The sequence below is a fragment of the Allomuricauda sp. XS_ASV26 genome (genome assembly GCF_041224615.1).
GTDB classification, from domain to species: Bacteria; Bacteroidota; Bacteroidia; order Flavobacteriales; family Flavobacteriaceae; genus Flagellimonas; species Flagellimonas alginolytica.
This window is the reverse complement of sequence record NZ_JBGFGK010000031.1, coordinates 467,645-487,858: the sequence shown is the minus strand read 5'-3', so window position 1 is coordinate 487,858 and position 20,214 is coordinate 467,645. Positions and strand designations below refer to the sequence as shown.

Sequence of the window (20,214 nt, the reverse complement as noted above, 5' to 3'; positions counted from 1 at the left end):
AACAACGAAAGCCTTATTCCATTGGGATTAAGGCTTTTTTTAATCCTTTATAAAGTTTTTCACTCCTGCTCTCACATTAGTTCTCAAATAATTTTGCCTTGGCACTAGAGGGCAGGAGTACTTTTTATTGTAAACACAATAAGGGTTGTATGATTTATTAAAATCGATTACCAATGTATCCCCCTCTGGGATGGTCAAATCAATATACCTGCCCCCTCCATAGGTTTCCTCTCCGTTGGTTTCATCCATAAACGGCAAAAACAGGTAATCTTCATAACCTTCTTCCCCCATCAAATCCAGACTTTGGTACACTTCCAATTTATGTTCCTTTCCGTTGAGCCTAAAGTGGGCAATGCCGTAAACTACTTCTTGGGACTGCAAATCGGTCGTACTGGGCATCATAAAAGGAGTGGCATCCGGGGTACGTTCAAAACGTGCTTTGACCACGTAGGCCGTATCCGGCTCAAAAAAATCCAAACCCTCAAAATTCTTCCTGTATTTGTCCGGTAAGGGAGATGTATCCGGATCTTTCAGACTTTCATTTTGCTCCTTTTGATACTTTAAAATATCCGCTACCAAATCCGATGAAGCGGGCTCGACTTTATCATTGTCGTGATACTTTTTACCTTGTCCGCAGGAAATCAAAAAAATGACCGAAAGTAATATGGTATATTTCATACAGAAAGTATTTGTACAAAAATACGGTTCTAAACCAAATCAAGATAACTGAATTATGCGGACATTTAGTTTTCTTCTATCTTAATGTGGTATCTGGCATCATCCAAATACTTTGAGACCATTTCGTTGAACTCGGGCATAATCCGGAAGAGTGCGGTATGCTCTATATTATAAAGTTTTTCTTTATCCTTAAACCCTTTTTTTAAAAGCTCTTCCAAATAGAACAAAGAGGTTCCAAAATCATCGTTCTTTGCGCTCAGGGATATGGTTTTTAGGTAGTATTCGTAATTACCAGGTTCTAAAATTGTTTTGAGCATGTACAAAAATGCCAAAGCATTTTCATCGACGACCTCCTCTGCCATTTCTATGCTTATATTATCTTCGGCAAGGGCATTTACAAAACCTTTTAACCTATGCCCCATTTGTTTTTCGAACGGTTTGCTCCCATCGATAAACTTTTCGATCTCTGTTTTTTGATATTTCCACCACCCCAAATTATTGTAATTGTGGGTATAAAGGTCTTCATCCATATAATATTGATAATCTTCCTTTAGCATGTTCTCTTGTAAAAAAGCGGCGTTTTCCGCCCGTTTCATTACTTTGTATTCCTTGCTTCTTCTTAAATCACGCTGCACAGATCTAAGTGAGTCCATATTTTTCATGGCGCGGTACATGGACATCATTTCGGTTATATATTGCTCTTTCCAGAGCAAATCCCCGATTTTACCGAGTTGATTTAAGTGGGCGATATCTTTTTTAAAAGCTTTTTCCATATATAGGGTATCCTTTGGAATTCTATTTCGGCCCATGGCATCCAAAGTAAAGAGTTGCATTGCTTTCTCCAGATATGCAACACCTGGCCACTCCCCATCTCCATCGTACAACAACACTTGATTTGGGAATTTAAATTGATCCAATAGTTTAGCATCGGTTAGCGTATAGGGGTACCGGTAATTTTCTTTGTTTACAATAGCGATGAAATGAAACGGTTCTTTCATATTAATCAGTTCCCTGTTGGCAAGGGATGCATTTATGGAGATAGCGCCATTTACAGCTTTAATGAGTATTGGCACCAAGCTGGCCAACTGCCCGCCGGAATCCTGACCTGCAGCGTAAATTCGGTCTGTATGTATGGGCAACATTTCCGTTATTCTTTTTATAGTGCCACTTGTGACCAGCATATTTTTTGTCAGTGATAAAGTGTCCGATAACTTTGGTGCCGCCAAAACATAACCTTCTTTCTCCGCTGCCATAACAAACATGGAAAGTGCACTTTTTTCTTCGCCTTTGGTATCGGTGACCAAAAGCAAAGGCCACCTCTTATCCATGGAAAATTCTTTCGGAATAAACAAGGAATACGTGTTTTCGGTAGTATCGTTCAGTGGAAGGTTTTCAATTATTTCCCCCTTTTTTAAAACCATTTGTTGCGAAAAGACAGAAAGTGTGCAAAAAACAGTCAGAATTGGTAACAAATACGTTTTTTTCATAACTCAATTTTATCAAAAATCTAGCCAAAGTCTGTTTCGAAATCATCAAATTAACAATTCGTTACTTACTCCCCCTGCTTTTTTTGATAGGGGCGTTGCTTACCACACTGGATAGCACAATATGGGTCCTACACTCTCCATATACGATGAGTTCGTCTATAAATTTCTCCAAATGGGACTGATCTTTTAGAATTACTTCCATTATTATATTCTCGTTGCCCGTGATCCGATAACAATTCACCACTTCTTGATAAGTTTTTACCTTATCCAAAAACGGTTTTAATTTACCCATAAATGCACGGAGCATTATTATGGCCTTTAATTGATAACCTGCTTCTACATAGGAAATATTGGCGCCATAATTTTCAATAATTCCGAGGTCTTCCATTTTCTTTACACGCTCGGCCACAGCAGGTGGTGTCAGCCCAATTTTCCTTCCAATATTGGCAAATGATTCCCTTGCATTTTGTTGTATATGATTTAGTATTTGCCAATTCAAGTCATCTATCTTCATACGCAAAGTAGATTAGTTATATTTTTTTGCAATCGAAAGTAAAATCGACCAATTGCTTTTATAACAAAAGTAAAAAAATTCTAATCGTGTGTAATTTTATATTTCAAAATTGCTGTGAAATCATGGAGAGAAATTCTCTTAACTCCCTTAGTATCTACCGTAAATCTTTGGCGCTACGCGACATGAGCGAAGCTGTGGCCTCGTATTTTGCGCAGAACAGAGAAATTTTATCATTTCGCAAAATCGATTCTTTTAGGGACGACATCTCCAAATCCCTTATGGCAGATGCGGATCTGATCACCAAAGAGGTCGAGCAAGCCGCTTTGAGCAGCTGTCCATCGGTCAGAATGAAGAGCCTATCTTACGTCAACATTATGACCCGGAATATTCTCGCCTACTGCAATGGTTTGGAAAGAGATGGGGTAAAAGAAAAAGAATACCTGAACCTCCTTCGAAAAGAAATCCGAATCTTTCGGATTTCCTTTAAAAAATGGAGAAAGTCCTTGATTTCCAAGAACGATTAAGGATTCCTACATATTTCTGCGATACTGTCCGCCCACTTGAAAAAGGGCTTCGGTAATTTGACCCAGCGAACAGTATTTGGACACTTCCATCAGTTTTTCGAAAATGTTCTCGTTATGGGTTGCAACTTGCTGCAATTCGCTTAACTGTGTTTTTGCTTTTTGCGCCTCTCTTTTATGGAGGTTTTCCAAGGTTTTAATTTGATTCTCCTTTTCTGTTTCGGTAGCTCGGATAACCTCGGCGGGCAAAATAGTAGGGGAACCCTTGGAACTCAAAAAGGTATTTACTCCGATTATAGGGTATTCACCGGAGTGCTTCAAGGTCTCGTAATGCAAGCTCTCTTCCTGAATTTTTGAGCGTTGGTACATGGTTTCCATAGCTCCCAGAACGCCGCCCCGCTCCGTAATCCTGTCAAATTCCATTAAAACTGCCTCTTCCACCAAGTCGGTTAATTCTTCAATTATAAAAGAGCCTTGAATTGGGTTTTCATTTTTTGCGAGGCCCAATTCCTTATTAATGATCAATTGAATGGCCATGGCCCTGCGCACAGACTCTTCGGTAGGTGTGGTAATGGCCTCATCATACGCGTTGGTATGCAGTGAGTTACAATTATCGTAAATGGCATACAAAGCTTGGAGGGTGGTACGGATATCGTTGAAATCGATTTCTTGGGCGTGCAAGCTCCTTCCCGAAGTCTGGATATGATATTTAAGCATTTGTGCCCTTGGATCGGCCCCATATTTTTCCTTTAATGCCTTGGACCAAATACGTCTTGCCACCCTTCCGATTACGGCATATTCCGGGTCCACCCCGTTGGAAAAGAAAAATGAAAGGTTAGGTCCAAATTTATTGATATCCATTCCACGGCTCAGGTAGTATTCCACATAAGTAAAACCATTGGAAAGAGTAAATGCCAATTGCGTAATAGGATTGGCACCTGCCTCCGCAATATGGTATCCCGAAATGGAAACCGAATAAAAATTTCGGACTTGCTGCTCAATAAAATACTCCTGCACATCGCCCATTAAGCGCAATGCAAATTCGGTTGAAAAAATACAGGTGTTCTGCGCTTGATCTTCTTTTAAGATATCTGCTTGTACCGTACCCCTAACATGGTTCAAAGTTTTTTGTTTAATAGCTTCATAAACCGCTTTCGGGAGCACCTGGTCTCCGGTCACGCCCAAAAGCATTAACCCCAATCCATTATTTCCCTCGGGCAAATCGCCATAATATTGGGGCTGTTCTACACCCTTGGCCTTGAATATGGATTGCAGTTTATTCTTCACTTCTTGCTCCAAGTTATTTTCCTTGATGTACTTCTCACAGTTTTGATCTATGGCGGCATTCATAAAAAATGCCAAAAGCATAGGGGCGGGACCATTAATGGTCATGCTCACCGAGGTCATTGGACTACTCAGGTCAAAGCCGGAATACAGTTTTTTGGCATCGTCCAAACAACAAATGGAAACACCGGCATTGCCTATTTTGCCATAAATATCGGGTCTGTGATCGGGGTCATTACCGTACAGGGTAACGGAATCAAAGGCGGTGGACAACCGTTTTGCGGGCATATCCATGCTCACATAATGAAAGCGACGATTGGTCCGTTCGGGTCCACCTTCGCCGGCAAACATTCTTGTTGGATCCTCCCCTTCTCTTTTAAACGGGTACAAACCAGCTGTGTACGGAAACTCACCGGGTACGTTTTCTTGTAAAATCCATTGTAAAATATCGCCCCAAGCCTTGTATTTGGGCAGAGCCACTTTTGGAATCTGACTATGGGATAGTGACTCGGTATGGGTTTTTATTTTTACTTCTTTATCCCTTACTTTAAATGAGTAAACTTCGGATTTATAGCGTTCTACTTTTTCTCTCCATCTTATAATGGCATCCCAATGCAAGGGATTCAAGTGCATTTTTATCCGATCAAACTCTTTGATCAGCAGCTCGACCAATTCGCCCGAAGCTTCATTTTTGATGTTCGACCGAATTTCATCTTCGTTCAGCCCGGATTTATCCAAAAACAATTCTTCGGCACGTTCTTGATCTATTTCCAAGGTAGATGTGATGGTCAAAAAGACTCCATAGAGTTTTTGGGCTATCTTGGCTTCGTACTTGGCCTTTTCATCATAACTCCTATTGTTCTCGGCAATTTCAGATAAATATCGGGTACGTGCCGGTGGGATCACATAGATTTTTTCGGCCATTTCATGTGTGATCTCCATCTGAGATTTTAGGTTGGAATCCGCTTTTTCTTGCAGTGTATCCATCACCATTTTATACAAGCTGTTCATCCCAGGATCATTGAACTGCGAAGCAATGGTTCCAAAAATAGGAAGTTCATCTTCATTGGCATGCCACAGTCCGTGGTTACGGGCGTATTGCTTTTTTACATCGCGGATAGCATCGAGGGCTCCCCTTTTATCAAACTTATTTATGGCCACGATATCCGCAAAATCCAGCATATCTATTTTCTCCAATTGTGTGGCGGCTCCAAATTCCGGGGTCATCACATATAGGGAGACATCGCTATGTTCCAATATTTCGGTGTCCGACTGACCTATCCCAGAGGTCTCCAACACAATTAGGTCATATTTTGCCGCCTTGAGCACATCAACAGCTTCCGCTACGTATTTGGACAAGGCCAAATTGGATTGCCGAGTGGCCAAAGACCTCATATAAACCCTTTCGTTGTTGATAGCGTTCATACGGATCCTGTCCCCCAAAAGCGCACCCCCGGTTTTTCGCTTAGATGGATCTACGGAAATAAGCCCAATGTGTTTATCGGGGAAATCCATTAAAAATCGGCGCACGAGTTCATCCACCAGGCTGGATTTACCAGCCCCTCCTGTACCGGTAATTCCCAAAACTGGAACGTTTCCTTTTTCCTTGGCAATAATAGCTTCAAATTTTTCGAATTCTTCATGACGATTTTCTGCCAAAGAAATTAAACGGGCCAATGTATTTGAATCCTTTTCTGCCAATTTGTTTTCCAAGGACTCTCCTTTGGAGAGAGGCATATCGGGGACTGCTGTATCACATCTTTGAATCAAATCGTTGATCATGCCCTGAAGTCCGAGTTCACGTCCGTCATCCGGAGAGTAGATACGTTCGATCCCGTATTCCATCAGTTCTTTTATTTCATCGGGCAAGATTACACCGCCACCGCCGCCAAAAATTTTGATATGTCCAGCACCTCTTTCCTTCAACAAATCGAACATATACCTAAAATATTCGTTGTGCCCTCCTTGGTAAGAGGTCATCGCAATGGCGTTGGCATCCTCTTGAATGGCGCAATCTACCACCTCGGCCACACTCCTATCGTGTCCCAAATGAATTACCTCCACTCCTGTAGCCTGGATAATTCGCCTCATTATATTAATGGCCGCATCATGGCCATCGAACAAGGAAGCTGCCGTAACAATTCTGATTTTATGTTTGGGTTTATAAGGTTTAATTTGTTCCATCTGTAATAAAAGCTGAAAATTTGCTCTGCAATTTACGGAAAATGCAATTGAAAATTGATTTTGATTAAGATTATACAAAAAATATTGTAAGTCTGGGCTTGCTATTTTGAATATCATAATTTTACCCACTTAATTATACCGCATGAAACTTACCGTTCTCATTAATTGCCCTGACCAATCGGGGATTATTAGATCCGTAACCACTTTTATCCATAAACAAAAAGGCAATGTTGTTTACTTGGACCAGCATGTGGACAAACAGGCTGGGGTATTTTTTATGCGCTTACAAAGCGAGTTCGAAAATACGGTCTCCTTGGACCATTTTAAACATGATTTTGAAAAGGAAGTCGCCCATGGATTCAATATGGAATGGGATGCTTATACTGATGGCCATCAACCAAAAATGGCTGTGTTCGTTTCTAAGTACAATCATTGTTTATATGATCTACTAAGCCGATATAATTCGGGCGAGCTATCGGTCGAAATTCCTTTTATACTGAGCAACCATAAAGATTTGGAATACGTCGCGGAACAATTCAACATACCTTATTTCCATATTCCCGTGACCAAGGAAAACAAAGCAGAAGCCGAGGACAAACAACTTGATCTTTTGAAAAAGTTTGATGTAGATTTTATTGTGCTGGCAAGATATATGCAAATTGTATCCCCAAAGGTGATCAATGTTTTTCCACAACGAATCATTAACATTCACCATTCCTTTTTACCAGCTTTTGCGGGGGCAAAGCCGTACCATGCGGCTTTTAACCGAGGTGTAAAAATTATTGGGGCCACGAGTCATTATGTTACAGAAGATCTGGATGCCGGACCCATTATTGAACAAGATGTGACCACAGTTTCCCACACCCACTCGGTTAAAGATTTTATTGCCAAGGGAAGAGACTTGGAGCGCATTGTACTATCGCGTGCAGTTCAACTTCATGTTGCCCGAAAAACTATGGTGTACAATAATAAAACTGTTATTTTCTCATAAATTTTCTACTCACAAATCGGGGAAATTGAAAAAAGTTTACCTTTGATAGAGTCAACGTTTATATCTTACTCCCCAGTAAATATTGGTTGGTCAGATGAACTGTTCCAACTTTGAAATAAATATCAACTACAATGTTTCAAAAGCGTCGATTAAGCTTCTGGGAAATCTGGAACCTAAGTTTTGGATTTCTAGGAATACAAATGGGATTTGCCCTTCAAAATGCCAACGCCAGTAGAATACTCCAAAGTTTTGGTGCCGATGTGCACGAACTTTCCTGGTTCTGGATCGTTGCCCCACTTACAGGATTAATAGTACAACCCATTGTCGGTCATTATAGCGATCAGACTTGGACACGCCTTGGGCGTCGCCGCCCCTACTTTCTAACAGGTGCATTGTTGGCTTCGTTGGGGCTTGTGCTAATGCCCAACGCAGATATGTTTACGGCCATTATGCCATCGCTTTGGGTCGGAGCAGGTATGCTTATGATCATGGATGCCTCATTCAATATTGCAATGGAGCCTTTTAGGGCATTGATTGCGGATATGTTGCCCTCCGATCAGCGCACCCTGGGCTATAGTGTCCAAACAGTTTTGATCGGGATTGGTGCAGTAATAGGTTCTTGGTTGCCCTATGTTCTGACCAACTGGGTCGGTATAAGCAACACTGCAACTGCAGGGGAAGTCCCATTGAATTTATTGATTTCCTTTGTAATAGGTGCCTTGGTACTTGTTACCAGTGTTGCCATAACCGTATTCACCACAAAGGAATATACACCAGCCGAAATGGCCCTGCTGAACAAACAAGAAAACAACAAAGAGACCATTGACGAAAAGAGCAGTCTGTTGGATATTTTTTCTGATTTTGCAAAAATGCCCGTTACCATGCGGCAATTGAGCTGGGTGCAGTTCTTTTCCTGGTTCGGCTTGTTTGGGCTTTGGGTGTTCGCCACACCGGCCATCGCCGAACATATCTATGGTTTGGACCCCAACAATAGCCAAAGTTCTGCCTATCAAAATGCCGGGGATTGGGTCGGCATTTTATTCGGAGTATATAATGGGGTCTCAGCAATTTTTGCCTTTTTTCTACCGGCTATTGCCAAAAAGGTAGGACGTAAAAAAACCCATAGCATTTCCTTGATCATTGGTGCGCTCGGGTTTTTATCCATTTATATTATGCCCAACGAAAATTGGCTCATTTTGTCCATGTTCGGTATTGGAATTGCTTGGGCCAGTATTTTGGCAATGCCCTATGCAATATTGGCCGGGGCCATTCCCCCGCAAAAAATGGGCGTATATATGGGCATTTTCAATTTTTTTATTGTGATACCACAAATTATAAACGCATTGATCGGCGGCCCCATTGTAAAGTACTTTTATAATGGCCAGCCCATTTATGCATTGGTAACAAGTGGTGTTGCTTTTCTGATCGCTGCACTACTTGTTTTAAAAGTAGAGGATACGGACGATAAAGCACTAGAGTTATAATTGATTTTCCTATATTCCCGATCGAGCTAACACTCAGATAAAGAACACTTAATATTCAAAATACTATAAACATCAATCAACAGCAAAAATGAATCAAGACTATATACAACCAAATGCATGGAGCATAATTGAAGAAGGATTCGACAAGGATCGTGTTAAATCTTCCGAAAGCCTTTTTAGTATAGGAAATGGTGCCATGGGGCAACGCGCAAATTTTGAAGAGACCTATTCTGGGCCCACTTTTCAGGGTAGTTATATTGCCGGGGTATATTATCCCGATAAAACCCGTGTTGGTTGGTGGAAAAATGGCTATCCGGAATATTTCGCCAAGGTATTGAACGCACCCAATTGGATCGGTATCGATGTGGAAATAGATGGAATACCTTTGGATTTGGCCACGTGCTCCCATATCAAAAATTTTAAACGAGAGCTCAACATGAAGGAAGGATGGTACCGACGAAATTTTGTCGCGACCACCCCAAACAATGTGGAAATCGAAGTGATTGCCACCCGTTTTTTAAGTTTACTACAGGATGAAGTTGGCGCCATCAAATTTGAGATCAAACCCATTAATACGGATGCCGAAGTTGTTTTAAAACCCTATCTCGATGCAGGTATAACCAACGAAGATAGTAACTGGGACGACAAGTTTTGGAACACTACCAAAATTAGCTCGGAAAAGAACAGGGCATTCATCGAATCCCACACCATGAAAACCAACTTTAAGGTCTGCACTTTTATGCAGGCAAAAATGGTGTATGGCAATACTACCAAGGAAGCACCCGATTCGATCAATGAAAGTGAATTGTCCGTCGGATTTGAATTCTCTCAAAAAGTAAAAAAGGGCGAACAGGTCTCTTTAATAAAATTTGGAGGCTACACTGTAGACAGAAACCACGAAGCAGATCAATTAAAAAAAGTATCCAACACCCTATTGGACCAAGTTTTTTCCTTAGGGTTTGATGCGCTCTTGGACGAACAAAAAAAAGCCTGGGCGAGCGTTTGGGAAATGAGCGATATCCACATCGAAGGCGATGTGAAAGCACAGCAGGGCATACGTTTTAACATCTTCCAATTGAACCAAACCTATACGGGCACAGATTCTCGATTAAACATTGGTCCCAAAGGATTCACTGGAGAAAAATATGGAGGGAGTACCTACTGGGACACCGAAGCTTACTGCATACCGTTCTACATGGCGACCAAAAACCAAGATGTAGCGCGAAAACTATTGAAATATCGTTACAACCATTTGGAAAGGGCCATCGAAAACGCGGAAAAGCTGGGTTTTAAAAACGGTGCCGCACTCTACCCCATGGTTACCATGAACGGTGAAGAATGCCATAATGAATGGGAAATTACTTTTGAAGAAATCCACAGAAACGGCGCTATTGCATTTGCCATTTTTAACTACACCCGTTACACTCAAGACCATACCTATATTCCAGAAATGGGGTTGGAAGTATTGATCGGTATTGCCCGTTTTTGGCAACAAAGGGTCAACTGGTCCACCAATCGTAACAAATACGTAATGCTTGGGGTAACCGGGCCTAACGAATACGAAAACAATGTAAACAACAACTGGTACACCAACTACATTGCCAAATGGTGTTTGGAGTATGCCTTGGAACAGTTGGATCATGTACAACAAAACTACACGAGCGACTATAAAAGGATTTTGGACAAAACCAAGTTGACCAACGATGAAACAGGGTTGTGGAAAAAAGTGGCCGACCAAATGTACCTCCCTTATTCCGAGCAACACGGCGTCTATTTGCAACAAGATGGATTTTTGGATAAGGATTTGGTACCCGTAGAGGATCTGAACAAAAAAGAACGTCCTATCAATCAACATTGGAGTTGGGACCGTATTCTAAGATCGCCCTACATTAAACAGGCGGATACATTACAAGGTTTCTATTTTTTTGAGGACCACTTTACCGATGTCGAGCTGGAAAAACATTTTGATTTCTATGAACCATATACGGTCCATGAATCTTCCTTATCACCGTGCGTACACTCGGTACAGGCAGCTAAATTGGACCGCATGGACCAAGCTTACACCTTTTATTTGAGAACCTCTCGCTTAGATTTGGACGATTACAATAAAGAAGTTGAAGAAGGTTTGCATATTACCTCCATGGCCGGTACTTGGATGAGCATTGTAGAAGGTTTTGGTGGGATGCGCATAAAAAATGGAAAACTTTCTTTTGCACCCAAAATTCCAAAACAATGGGAGAAATATTCCTTTAAGATCAACTTTAGGGAAAGAATTTTAAAAGTAACCGTGGCACAAGATGGCACCACATTCGATATAGATTCTGGAGAAACACTGGAAATATTGGTAAACGGCGAATCTGTATTACTGAGCTAGAAAGAAAACGGAATTGGTAAACTATTGGAAATCGGCAACAAATCAGGCTTAGTTTTTGATTTATACTAAGCCCGTTCATATTTCCGTTAGCAAACTACAATTCAGAATTTTATCCAAAATGGATAAAGCACTGCAAATCAACAGATATTAGAATTAAATTAGGTCAATTAAAATCATCGAAATGAAAAAATTACTGCTCTGTTTTTTGGTATTGCAACTGGCTGGGTGTGCAGAACTCCAGCAAGTCGTAAACCAATTGCCACAAGGAACAACCGGAATCGGAAACGAACAAATTGCCCAAGGATTACGAGAGGCCCTTAATATGGGAATCGATAAACAAGTGAACAAACTAGCATTGGAAAACGGCTTTTTTCGCAACGAACTGGTTAAGATCCTTTTGCCCGAAGAGTTACAAAAAGTAGATAAGACCCTTCGCGACATAGGATTGTCCAGCCTAGCGGACGAAGGATTAAAAATAATCAACCGGGCGGCAGAAGATGCCGTTAGCGAGGCAACACCCATTTTTGTTGATGCTGTTAAGGGAATCACCTTCAATGATGCCAAACAAATTCTTTTAGGTAATGATAACGCTGCCACACAATATTTACAGCAAGCGACAAAGACCCAGCTATACAACAAATTCAATCCCATTATTAAAAACTCATTTAAAAAAGTTGGTGCAGACCAAATTTGGAGCAACATTATTACCAAATACAATAATCTGCCCTTGACAAACGATGTAAATCCAGATTTAACGGATTACACCACAAATGAAGCTCTGGAAGGTGTGTACACCATGATATCGATAGAAGAAAAGGAAATTAGGACAAAAGTTTCGTCCAGAACAACAGATTTGTTAAAAAAAGTGTTTGCTCTTCAAGATAAATCATAATTTTTTGAAAAAAATATAATAACTTTAAAAAGAATACGTTCTAATTTCAATAATTGAGTTTAATTATAACAAATTCCTAAAGTTAAATTAACCTACACCTGAAGGTTTAAATGGAATTTTGTATCAGTTATCTGAGTTAGCATTTTTTTGAGTTAGTTAGTTTAAAAACCGGTGAAGTTCACCGGTTTTTTGTTTTTTCTACTTTGGTATATATGCCATCAAAAGCAACCGAACTTACCTGACCATCCCGGAGTACCTCCCAGAGTTGCCGTACCGATCCGTTCGTATTATTGGTCCATGTAATTTGGTTTATGTAAGTTTTGCCATCCGCACCCTTAATTGGGTTGGAAATTAGAATCATTCGATTACCCGTTCGTCCACCCTTTAATTTTAAAACAGCCCCTGCGTTGTCTATCCACAACTGCTCCCATTGACCAGTGGTTGTATTGAAGAAGTTTAAACTGGTCCCGGTATACCCCGCTTGTTCGCTGGTCCAATATTCCCGTATCGCACAACCATCTTCTACCTTCTCTATTACACTGGTTCCTGCCGGCGTTCCATTTATGGAATTGATCACATTCCATTCCCCGACCCAAAAATCGAAAGCACTATGGTTCTGGGTACAACAATTACAGTTATTTGCTACTTGGGCAAACAGCTTCACCTGAATTAAAACGATAAGAATAAAAAATGTTTTTCGCATCAAGGAAAAATCGAGTTCTATTAAAGGTACGTTAATTTTATTCCAACCCAATGTAAGCAAAAGCGCCGCTTCAATTAAGATACGTTAAATTTTAGATAAATTACCTGATTTTTAGACGTGTACCCCTTTTCACAATAGTCCAAAAGGCTGTTTTGAACGTATCTTTGTAAGTAACAAATCTGAATCGCTATGAATAATCAGTATTGCAAAGTTGGAACGGTAACCCCTATCACAGGTTTAAGCCAGGCCGCATCGGTTTTGGAAGTAATGCACAATAATTTTATAGAAAAGGCCGCCAGTGTTTCTGGAAAGGATTCCCAATTGGGTGATTTTTTCAGAAACAAGGCTCAAAGCATTAAAAAGGTATTGGAAAGCTTATAGGCAATTCCACTTAATTGATCTTAGCTAGCTCTATTTCCATTTCCTCTTGGATTTGTTGTGCCTTTTTTTCTGCACTTTCGGCAAAATCAGTCTCTGCCGAAGCATAGATAATTCCACGGGAAGAATTCACCAATAAGCCCACATCCTTGGTAATTCCATACTTGCAAACCTCTTGCAAGCTTCCGCCTTGAGCACCTACACCTGGCACCAATAAAAAGCTTTCCGGAACAAGCTTTCGAACATCGGCCAAATATGTGGCTTTTGTAGCACCCACAACATACATCAACCTTTCTGCTCCTTTATAGGTCTTGGAAACGGACAATACTTCTTTGTACAATTCCCTACCGGACACATTTTTGGTCTGAAAATCAAAAGCACCCTGATTGGAAGTGAGCGCCAATAATATGGTATGCCTATCCTTAAATTCCAAAAAAGGCTCTACCGAATCCTTTCCCATATACGGTGCAATGGTAATCGAATCAAAATTCATGGTTTCAAAGAATGCTTTTGCATAACGGGTAGATGTATTCCCGATATCGCCGCGTTTGGCATCTGCAATCGTAAATATTTCCGGATGCTTTTCGTTCAAATATACCATGGTCCGTTCCAAAGATCTCCAACCATTCAGCCCATAGGCTTCATAAAAAGCAATATTGGGCTTGTATGCCACACAATAAGGGTGCGTAGCATCGATTATTGCCTTGTTAAAAGCAAAAATGGGATCTTCTTCTTCCAAAAGATGCCTTGGAATTTTATCCAGGTCGGTATCAAGACCAACACAGAGAAATGATTTTTTTTGACGAATTTGTGAGATTAAGTCCTCTATCTTCATGCTGGTGGGTTGTTTCCGATACAGAATTTGGATTAAAAATTTTATTAAAATATCTCTGAAGCTTCCTTGAGTTTTTCGGTGTTCTCTACCAACATAAGCTCGTCAATGATTTTTTGTATATCACCATTCATAATATTTTGAAGGTCATATAATGTTAATCCGATTCTGTGATCGGTAACCCTCCCTTGGGGGTAGTTATAGGTACGAATTTTCGCCGAGCGGTCGCCACTACTTACCTGTGAATTACGTTTAGCGGCATCTTCTGCCTGCTTTTTGGCCAATTCCATATCGTACAAACGTGCACGAAGTACCTTAAAAGCCTTATCCTTGTTTTTGTGCTGCGATTTTTCGTCTTGACATTGTGCCACGATACCTGTTGGAACGTGGGTCAACCGCACTGCAGAATAGGTAGTGTTCACGGATTGCCCACCTGGTCCAGAGGAACAGAAGTAATCGATACGAACATCTTTTGGGTCTATCTGCACATCAAACTCCTCTGCTTCGGGAATTACCATTACGGTCGCGGCACTGGTGTGCACACGACCTTGGGTTTCCGTCTGTGGCACACGTTGTACACGGTGCACGCCAGCTTCGAACTTTAGCGTTCCGTACACATCTTCCCCGTTAACTTCAAAATGGATTTCCTTGAATCCGCCACTGGTCCCCTCGCTCAAATCGATAACATTGGTCTTCCAACCTTTGGATTCGCAATATTTAGTGTACATCCGAAAAAGGTCTCCAGCAAAAATACTCGCCTCGTCACCTCCGGTTCCGGCCCGAATTTCCATCACCACGTTCTTCTCGTCCTCAGGGTCCTTTGGAATCAACAAATACTTGATTTCCTCTTCCAACTTGGGCAATGCGCCTTTGGCCTCGTCCAACTGCATTTTGGCCATTTCCACCATTTCCGTATCACTGCCATCGGCGATTATCTCCTCGGCTTCTTGGATATTGTTGGCAAGGGTAATATACTCGTCGCGTTTATCGCTAAGCACTTTAAGGTCCTTGTACTCTTTATTGAGCTTAACGTACCTTTTTTGGTCCGCAATAATATCTGGTTGTATGATCAGGTCCGAAACCTCATCAAAACGTTGTTTTACAATGTTGAGTTTGTCTAGCATAAATAGATCCTCGTATAGGAATTGCGAATTTACGATTTTTTAGTCGGATTATTTTCCCAACAAAAGGTGTCAGTTACCAACAAAAGTAGTTCCCAAGGTAATAATGAATGCATTTAAGCCATCGTTACGTTCGTATTGACCAAACCGAAGGTCAATGGCTTTTAGACCAAAATTAAAAACGCGGGCACTTGTAAAAATGTCGTTGTACCGCACTCCAACCCCATATTGATGGGCATTGTATTTGGACAGGTCGTAATCCGATGTATAATGTACAAAAGTAGAAAGGGCTTGCTCCTTGGCATAAAAATAATCCGCTGCCGTTTGGGTATAGTAGCGGTAAGTGGGATATAAAGTAAACTTATCGGTGAGTTTAATCGGCACTTCCAAACTGGCCGTATGCGAACGTATTCCCCAATTGTCCCAATAGAATCGATAGTAAGATCGCAAAACGATCAAATCGTTCAAATAATAATTTAACCGTCCCCCCACAGGAATCTTAAAACGGCTATCGGGCAGCTGTTCTACATTATCCGCCAATTGGAAGTCATCGATATAAAAATCTTCGAAATCAGAAAAATATACACGCTGGAAAGGGGTACTCAACAATCCATTCTGCGAAACCAGGTCCATAAACAAAGCTCCTTGTAGTTTTCGGCTCAAAATCTGGGAAAACCCAAGGGAAATTGAATAGGAATTTCTGTTTTCATCTTCAAACTCGGAAAAAATAGGGCTGTATGCTCCATTACCAGAAATTCGATCATCAAAAAAACCTTCACGAAGCTCAATCGGATATTGCGAGTTCCATTTGTCCAAGAACACATTGGCACTCAAGGTCACTTCGGTATTTCTCTCATTGAACAACTTGGTAAAACTGCCTCCAAATCCTATGGAAAAATAATCATATTCCGACGATACGTACCCATTAACGCTCCAAATGGAATTCCGATTCTCGGAGCTATGCTGATAACTAGGGTTAATGTAAACCAGGACATCTTTACGGGATTCACCCGATGAGGCATCGAACGGGCTCACAAGCAGTCCGCCATCCAAGGGGTTTACATTACTCGATGATGCGGAGGTGTAAGCGGAAAGCCCCACATCCACAGTCAAAATATCATCTTCGTTCATGGGCATGCGAAGCACTATACTCGATGTTGCATCCGTTAATTCCTCGGTACCTTCCCCTCCGGTTACAGCTGCATTTTGCCCATCTTGATCATAATAACTGAAGAGAATATCCACCTCACTGGCTTCCAATACTCTTTTTTTATAGGACGTATCGCTTTGTTGCGACCACATTATGGACACCATCAAAAATGATAGAAGGAAAATGGAATGCTTTAGGTTTTGAGCTTGGAAGTACATTGGCTTTATATCAAAAAACGAGTAATGTTATCAATTACAACCACAGCCACCTCCAGTTTTTCCGCCGTTGGCACCTGAAGATGCTTCTCGGTACACTTGAAAATTATTCTCAAAACGTTCGCTGGGCCTAGCACTTAATTGCATATCCTCATCGTTCAGGTATGCCTTTTCATATTCACGAACGGTTACGCATGAACTTGCCAAAATCAAAAGTAATACGAAAGCTAAGGTTTTAACCATACTTCAAATGTACTAATTCGTATCGAACACAATACCGGAACTCCTATGAACTTTGTTCTCACCATCCACAACAACGGCTTCCACCCCATCTATCTGGTTGATCATATGGAGCCCAACGTCCCTTCCCAAAATAAACACTGCGGTTGCAAGTGCATCGCACAATTCGGCCTGTTTGGCAAAAATGGATACGCTATTGATTCCTCTTGTGGGGTATCCCGTTCGTGGGTCGATGATGTGAGAGTATTTTTCACCGTTCAACACGATGTATTTTTCATAATTGCCGGAGGTGGCCACAGACGATTCCACAACGGGCAACCAACTAAAAACCCTGTCCTTGCTCAAGGGATTGGCTATGCCCACCAACCATTTTTCTCCGGTTACCTTGGTACCCCAGGTTGTAAGATCTCCAGATGCGTTGATTATACCCCCTTTGACATCTTTGGAGACCAAAAGTTCCTTGGCCTTGTCCGCAGCGTACCCCTTACCGATTGCGCCAAATCCGATTCGCATACCTTTAACTGGCAAATAGACGGTTCTGTTTTCAGCGTCCAGCACTATTTTTTTATACCCGATCTTAGATACTGATTTTTTGATTTCCGCTTCGGTCGGGGCTTTATCCATTGTTCCATCAAATTTCCAAATATGGTCCATAGAAGCATAGGTGATGTCGAAGGCACCATCCGTAAGTTCCGATATTTTAATGGACCTCTCAATAATATCGAACAACTCCTTGCCTACCTTTACCGGTTTTATACCTGCATTCTTATTGATCAAAGAGGTTTGGGAGTCTTTGTCCCATGATGAAATAATTTTCTCTATCCGCTCTATTTCCGAAACGGCTTCATGAATATTGATGTAGCCTATCTCCTCGTTTGGTGCCACCACGGTAATCTCGAAACGGGTTCCCATCAATTTAAGGGTCTTTTTTACGGTAACCAAATTTTGCCTTGCCTGCCCATAGGTAAGCAAGGAGAAGAAAATGCAAAAAAGGGCCGTAAAAATTCTCATTTTAGGAACTTGTTGATCGTCTTAATATATTTTTCGGGTTTGGTGCGGGCCACAAAGCCTGTGGTGCCCAAAACATTTTCATTTTTATCCAAAACCACGACCAAGGGAAAATAACCCTTTGGGTTATAATTTTCGGCCAAGGATTTGTTCCGGTTGAGTTTATCTTGCGGCAGTTGATTTTTCTTTTTTCTGGGAAAATCGGCATTATATAACACATAATGTTCGGCAGCAAACGTCTTAAATGTATCGCTATCAAAAATATGTTTCTTCAGCCTGATGCAGGGCGCGCACCAATCCGATCCAGAAAACACCAAAATAATCGGCTTGTCCTCACCCGCGGCTTGGGCCAGGGCTTCATCGTAGTTTTCGTGCCATTGTTGCGCATGGAGCATGCCTCCCCAGACAAAGAGCAAAATGTAGATTATATTTTTCATAAAATTTGGGTTTCAAAAACTATTCGAACACCCTAAGCGCAGTGCCGTCGAGTTCGGTATTATAGACCTTGAGCGCCTTTGCCGCCGTATTATCCACTTGGTTCAGAGGTGTCCCATCCTGATCAAAACGGGAACCATGCACATCGCAATAGAAAATTCCTCCATTTTGATCCACAAACCGCACTTGATCATAGGATTGATGACTGCAAACTTGGCTGGCCGCCACATATTCTCCTTGCAAATTCCTAGCAACTACGACCAAATTCTTTAAAATAAACCCGCCATTCTCGGAGAGATTGGCTGCTTCGGCAGAATTAAGGTCGATAATAAAATCGACTCCGATAGGTTCTTCTACCAAATTACCGTCCACTTCATCACTGGAGCAACCGTGCAGACATGGGAAGGTTAGGGCAAAAGCGGCACCAGCTCCCAAACTTTTCAAAAACTCTTTTCTTTCCATAGCGTAAGGTTTATATACTCAAACGCTATTTCCGAGCAAATCGTATGCTAATATTCAAACTTCCCGTAGGGACTCCGAATGGTCAATTTTTTAGTGTCGGATGCTTCCACGCGCCCAATTATCTGAGCATCCACATCAAAACTATTGGAAATGGACACAATATCTTCCGCCACTCCTTCATCCACATACAACTCCATTCGATGTCCACAGTTAAAAACCTGGTACATTTCTTTCCAATCGGTTCCGGATTGTTCCTGGATCAATTTAAACAAAGGTGGAATGGAAAACATATTATCCTTTACTATATGGAGATTCTCCACAAAATGAAGAATTTTGGTCTGAGCACCTCCACTACAATGCACCATACCATGAATTTGTTGTGAGGTGTATTTGTCCAATATTTTTTTAATGATCGGTGCATAGGTTCTGGTTGGCGACAAAACCAATTTACCAGCATCAAGCGGTGAATCGGATACAGCGTCCGTTAAACCTGTATTCCCGGAATACACCAATTCTTCAGGCACTGAAGCATCAAAACTTTCAGGGTATTTATCCGCAAGATACTTGGAGAATACATCATGCCTGGCCGATGTCAGCCCGTTACTGCCCATTCCCCCATTGTACTCGGTTTCGTAAGACGCTTTTCCAAACGATGCCAAACCGACAATCACATCCCCCGCCTTTATATTGGCATTGTCTATAACGTTTTTACGTTCCATACGAGCCGTTACCGTGGAGTCTACGATAATGGTACGAACCAGGTCACCGACATCCGCGGTCTCACCTCCAGTGGAACGTATGGTAATCCCGTGTTTGCCCAAATCTGAAATAAGCTCCTCCGTACCATTGATGATGGCAGAAATCACCTCACCAGGAATCAAGTTCTTGTTTCGCCCAATGGTGGATGACAGCATTATATTATCGGTAGCGCCTACACAAATAAGATCGTCCACGTTCATAATTAGGGCGTCTTGGGCTATACCTTTCCAAACCGAAATATCCCCGGTTTCTTTCCAGTACATATATGCCAATGAGGATTTTGTCCCAGCACCGTCGGCATGCATTACCAAACAATGTTCGTGGCTCCCGGTGAGATAATCGGGCACTATTTTACAAAATGCCTTGGGAAAAAGTCCTTTGTCTATATTTTTGATGGCGTTGTGCACGTCTTCTTTGGAGGCAGAAACTCCTCGTTGTGCATATCTTTTACTGGTATCGGATGACATATGAATACTTTGCGCAAAAATAACGGAAAGCCATC

Annotated in this window: 19 protein-coding genes; 6 read left to right on the top strand and 13 right to left on the bottom strand. The window is 41.5% G+C overall.

Going from position 1 to position 20,214, the window contains the following annotated elements; translation table 11 throughout:
• Positions 1–39: 39 nt before the first annotated feature.
• From AB9K32_RS09630 to AB9K32_RS09620, 3 genes are all read right to left on the bottom strand, one after another.
• Positions 40–678: a DUF1684 domain-containing protein gene (locus AB9K32_RS09630; RefSeq protein ID WP_369885050.1), complete on the bottom strand. Its 639-nt coding sequence runs from the start codon at positions 676–678 to the stop codon at positions 40–42.
• A 65-nt stretch (positions 679–743) separates the two neighbouring features.
• Positions 744–2,165, bottom strand: a complete 1,422-nt coding sequence (locus AB9K32_RS09625; RefSeq protein ID WP_369885049.1) for an alpha/beta hydrolase — start codon at positions 2,163–2,165, stop codon at positions 744–746.
• Between the two features lie 61 nt (positions 2,166–2,226).
• Entirely contained in the window at positions 2,227–2,679 is a 453-nt protein-coding gene (locus AB9K32_RS09620; RefSeq protein ID WP_369885047.1) for an Lrp/AsnC family transcriptional regulator, read from the bottom strand.
• Between the two features lie 122 nt (positions 2,680–2,801).
• On the opposite strand from AB9K32_RS09620, the gene AB9K32_RS09615 reads away from it, so the two are divergent.
• Positions 2,802–3,203 carry a hypothetical protein gene (locus AB9K32_RS09615; protein WP_224835241.1) on the top strand — a complete coding sequence of 134 codons (402 nt, stop codon included), beginning with the start codon at positions 2,802–2,804 and terminating at the stop codon, positions 3,201–3,203.
• Between the two features lie 6 nt (positions 3,204–3,209).
• Here the strand turns inward: AB9K32_RS09615 and AB9K32_RS09610 are convergent, their stop codons facing one another.
• On the bottom strand, positions 3,210–6,668 hold the full coding sequence (locus AB9K32_RS09610) for a methylmalonyl-CoA mutase family protein (RefSeq protein ID WP_369885046.1): 3,459 nt from the start codon (positions 6,666–6,668) through the stop codon (positions 3,210–3,212).
• Positions 6,669–6,810: 142 nt separating this feature from the next.
• On the opposite strand from AB9K32_RS09610, the gene purU reads away from it, so the two are divergent.
• The 4 genes from purU to AB9K32_RS09590 all read left to right on the top strand — a co-directional run bounded on the left by purU (position 6,811) and on the right by AB9K32_RS09590 (position 12,409).
• A complete protein-coding gene (purU, locus tag AB9K32_RS09605) occupies positions 6,811–7,659 on the top strand; it encodes a formyltetrahydrofolate deformylase (protein WP_224835243.1) in 849 nt (282 codons plus the stop codon).
• A 131-nt stretch (positions 7,660–7,790) separates the two neighbouring features.
• The gene (locus tag AB9K32_RS09600; RefSeq protein WP_224835244.1) at positions 7,791–9,143 is read left to right on the top strand and encodes an MFS transporter; all 1,353 of its coding nucleotides are present in this window, start codon (positions 7,791–7,793) and stop codon (positions 9,141–9,143) included.
• 88 nt (positions 9,144–9,231) lie between these two features.
• A complete protein-coding gene (locus AB9K32_RS09595) occupies positions 9,232–11,517 on the top strand; it encodes a glycoside hydrolase family 65 protein (RefSeq protein ID WP_369885045.1) in 2,286 nt (761 codons plus the stop codon).
• Positions 11,518–11,698: 181 nt separating this feature from the next.
• Positions 11,699–12,409 carry a DUF4197 domain-containing protein gene (locus AB9K32_RS09590; protein ID WP_224835246.1) on the top strand — a complete coding sequence of 237 codons (711 nt, stop codon included), beginning with the start codon at positions 11,699–11,701 and terminating at the stop codon, positions 12,407–12,409.
• A gap of 178 nt (positions 12,410–12,587) precedes the next feature.
• On the opposite strand, the gene AB9K32_RS09585 is transcribed toward AB9K32_RS09590, so the two are convergent.
• The gene (locus AB9K32_RS09585) at positions 12,588–13,112 is read right to left on the bottom strand and encodes a hypothetical protein (protein WP_369885044.1); all 525 of its coding nucleotides are present in this window, start codon (positions 13,110–13,112) and stop codon (positions 12,588–12,590) included.
• Between the two features lie 189 nt (positions 13,113–13,301).
• Here AB9K32_RS09585 and AB9K32_RS09580 point away from each other — a divergent pair, with 189 nt between their 5' ends.
• Positions 13,302–13,493: a hypothetical protein gene (locus AB9K32_RS09580; RefSeq protein ID WP_224835248.1), complete on the top strand. Its 192-nt coding sequence runs from the start codon at positions 13,302–13,304 to the stop codon at positions 13,491–13,493.
• Between the two features lie 10 nt (positions 13,494–13,503).
• Here the strand turns inward: AB9K32_RS09580 and pyrF are convergent, their stop codons facing one another.
• The 8 genes from pyrF to AB9K32_RS09540 form a co-directional block, all read right to left on the bottom strand.
• Positions 13,504–14,325, bottom strand: a complete 822-nt coding sequence (pyrF, locus tag AB9K32_RS09575) for an orotidine-5'-phosphate decarboxylase (RefSeq protein ID WP_293294173.1) — start codon at positions 14,323–14,325, stop codon at positions 13,504–13,506.
• Positions 14,326–14,369: 44 nt separating this feature from the next.
• Positions 14,370–15,446: a peptide chain release factor 1 gene (gene prfA, locus AB9K32_RS09570; RefSeq protein ID WP_369885043.1), complete on the bottom strand. Its 1,077-nt coding sequence runs from the start codon at positions 15,444–15,446 to the stop codon at positions 14,370–14,372.
• Between the two features lie 69 nt (positions 15,447–15,515).
• Positions 15,516–16,811 carry a DUF3570 domain-containing protein gene (locus AB9K32_RS09565; protein ID WP_369885042.1) on the bottom strand — a complete coding sequence of 432 codons (1,296 nt, stop codon included), beginning with the start codon at positions 16,809–16,811 and terminating at the stop codon, positions 15,516–15,518.
• A gap of 30 nt (positions 16,812–16,841) precedes the next feature.
• Positions 16,842–17,051, bottom strand: coding sequence for a DUF4266 domain-containing protein (locus AB9K32_RS09560; RefSeq protein ID WP_224835252.1), 210 nt, complete (start codon positions 17,049–17,051; stop codon positions 16,842–16,844).
• Between the two features lie 12 nt (positions 17,052–17,063).
• The gene (locus tag AB9K32_RS09555; protein ID WP_224835253.1) at positions 17,064–18,059 is read right to left on the bottom strand and encodes an FAD:protein FMN transferase; all 996 of its coding nucleotides are present in this window, start codon (positions 18,057–18,059) and stop codon (positions 17,064–17,066) included.
• Entirely contained in the window at positions 18,056–18,493 is a 438-nt protein-coding gene (locus tag AB9K32_RS09550; RefSeq protein ID WP_252079126.1) for a thioredoxin family protein, read from the bottom strand. The genes AB9K32_RS09555 and AB9K32_RS09550 overlap by 4 nt, the downstream gene beginning before the upstream one ends.
• A 19-nt stretch (positions 18,494–18,512) precedes the next feature.
• On the bottom strand, positions 18,513–18,953 hold the full coding sequence (locus AB9K32_RS09545) for a ubiquinol-cytochrome c reductase iron-sulfur subunit (RefSeq protein ID WP_224835255.1): 441 nt from the start codon (positions 18,951–18,953) through the stop codon (positions 18,513–18,515).
• A gap of 47 nt (positions 18,954–19,000) precedes the next feature.
• The gene (locus AB9K32_RS09540) at positions 19,001–20,179 is read right to left on the bottom strand and encodes an AIR synthase related protein (RefSeq protein WP_224835256.1); all 1,179 of its coding nucleotides are present in this window, start codon (positions 20,177–20,179) and stop codon (positions 19,001–19,003) included.
• Positions 20,180–20,214 lie beyond the last annotated feature (35 nt).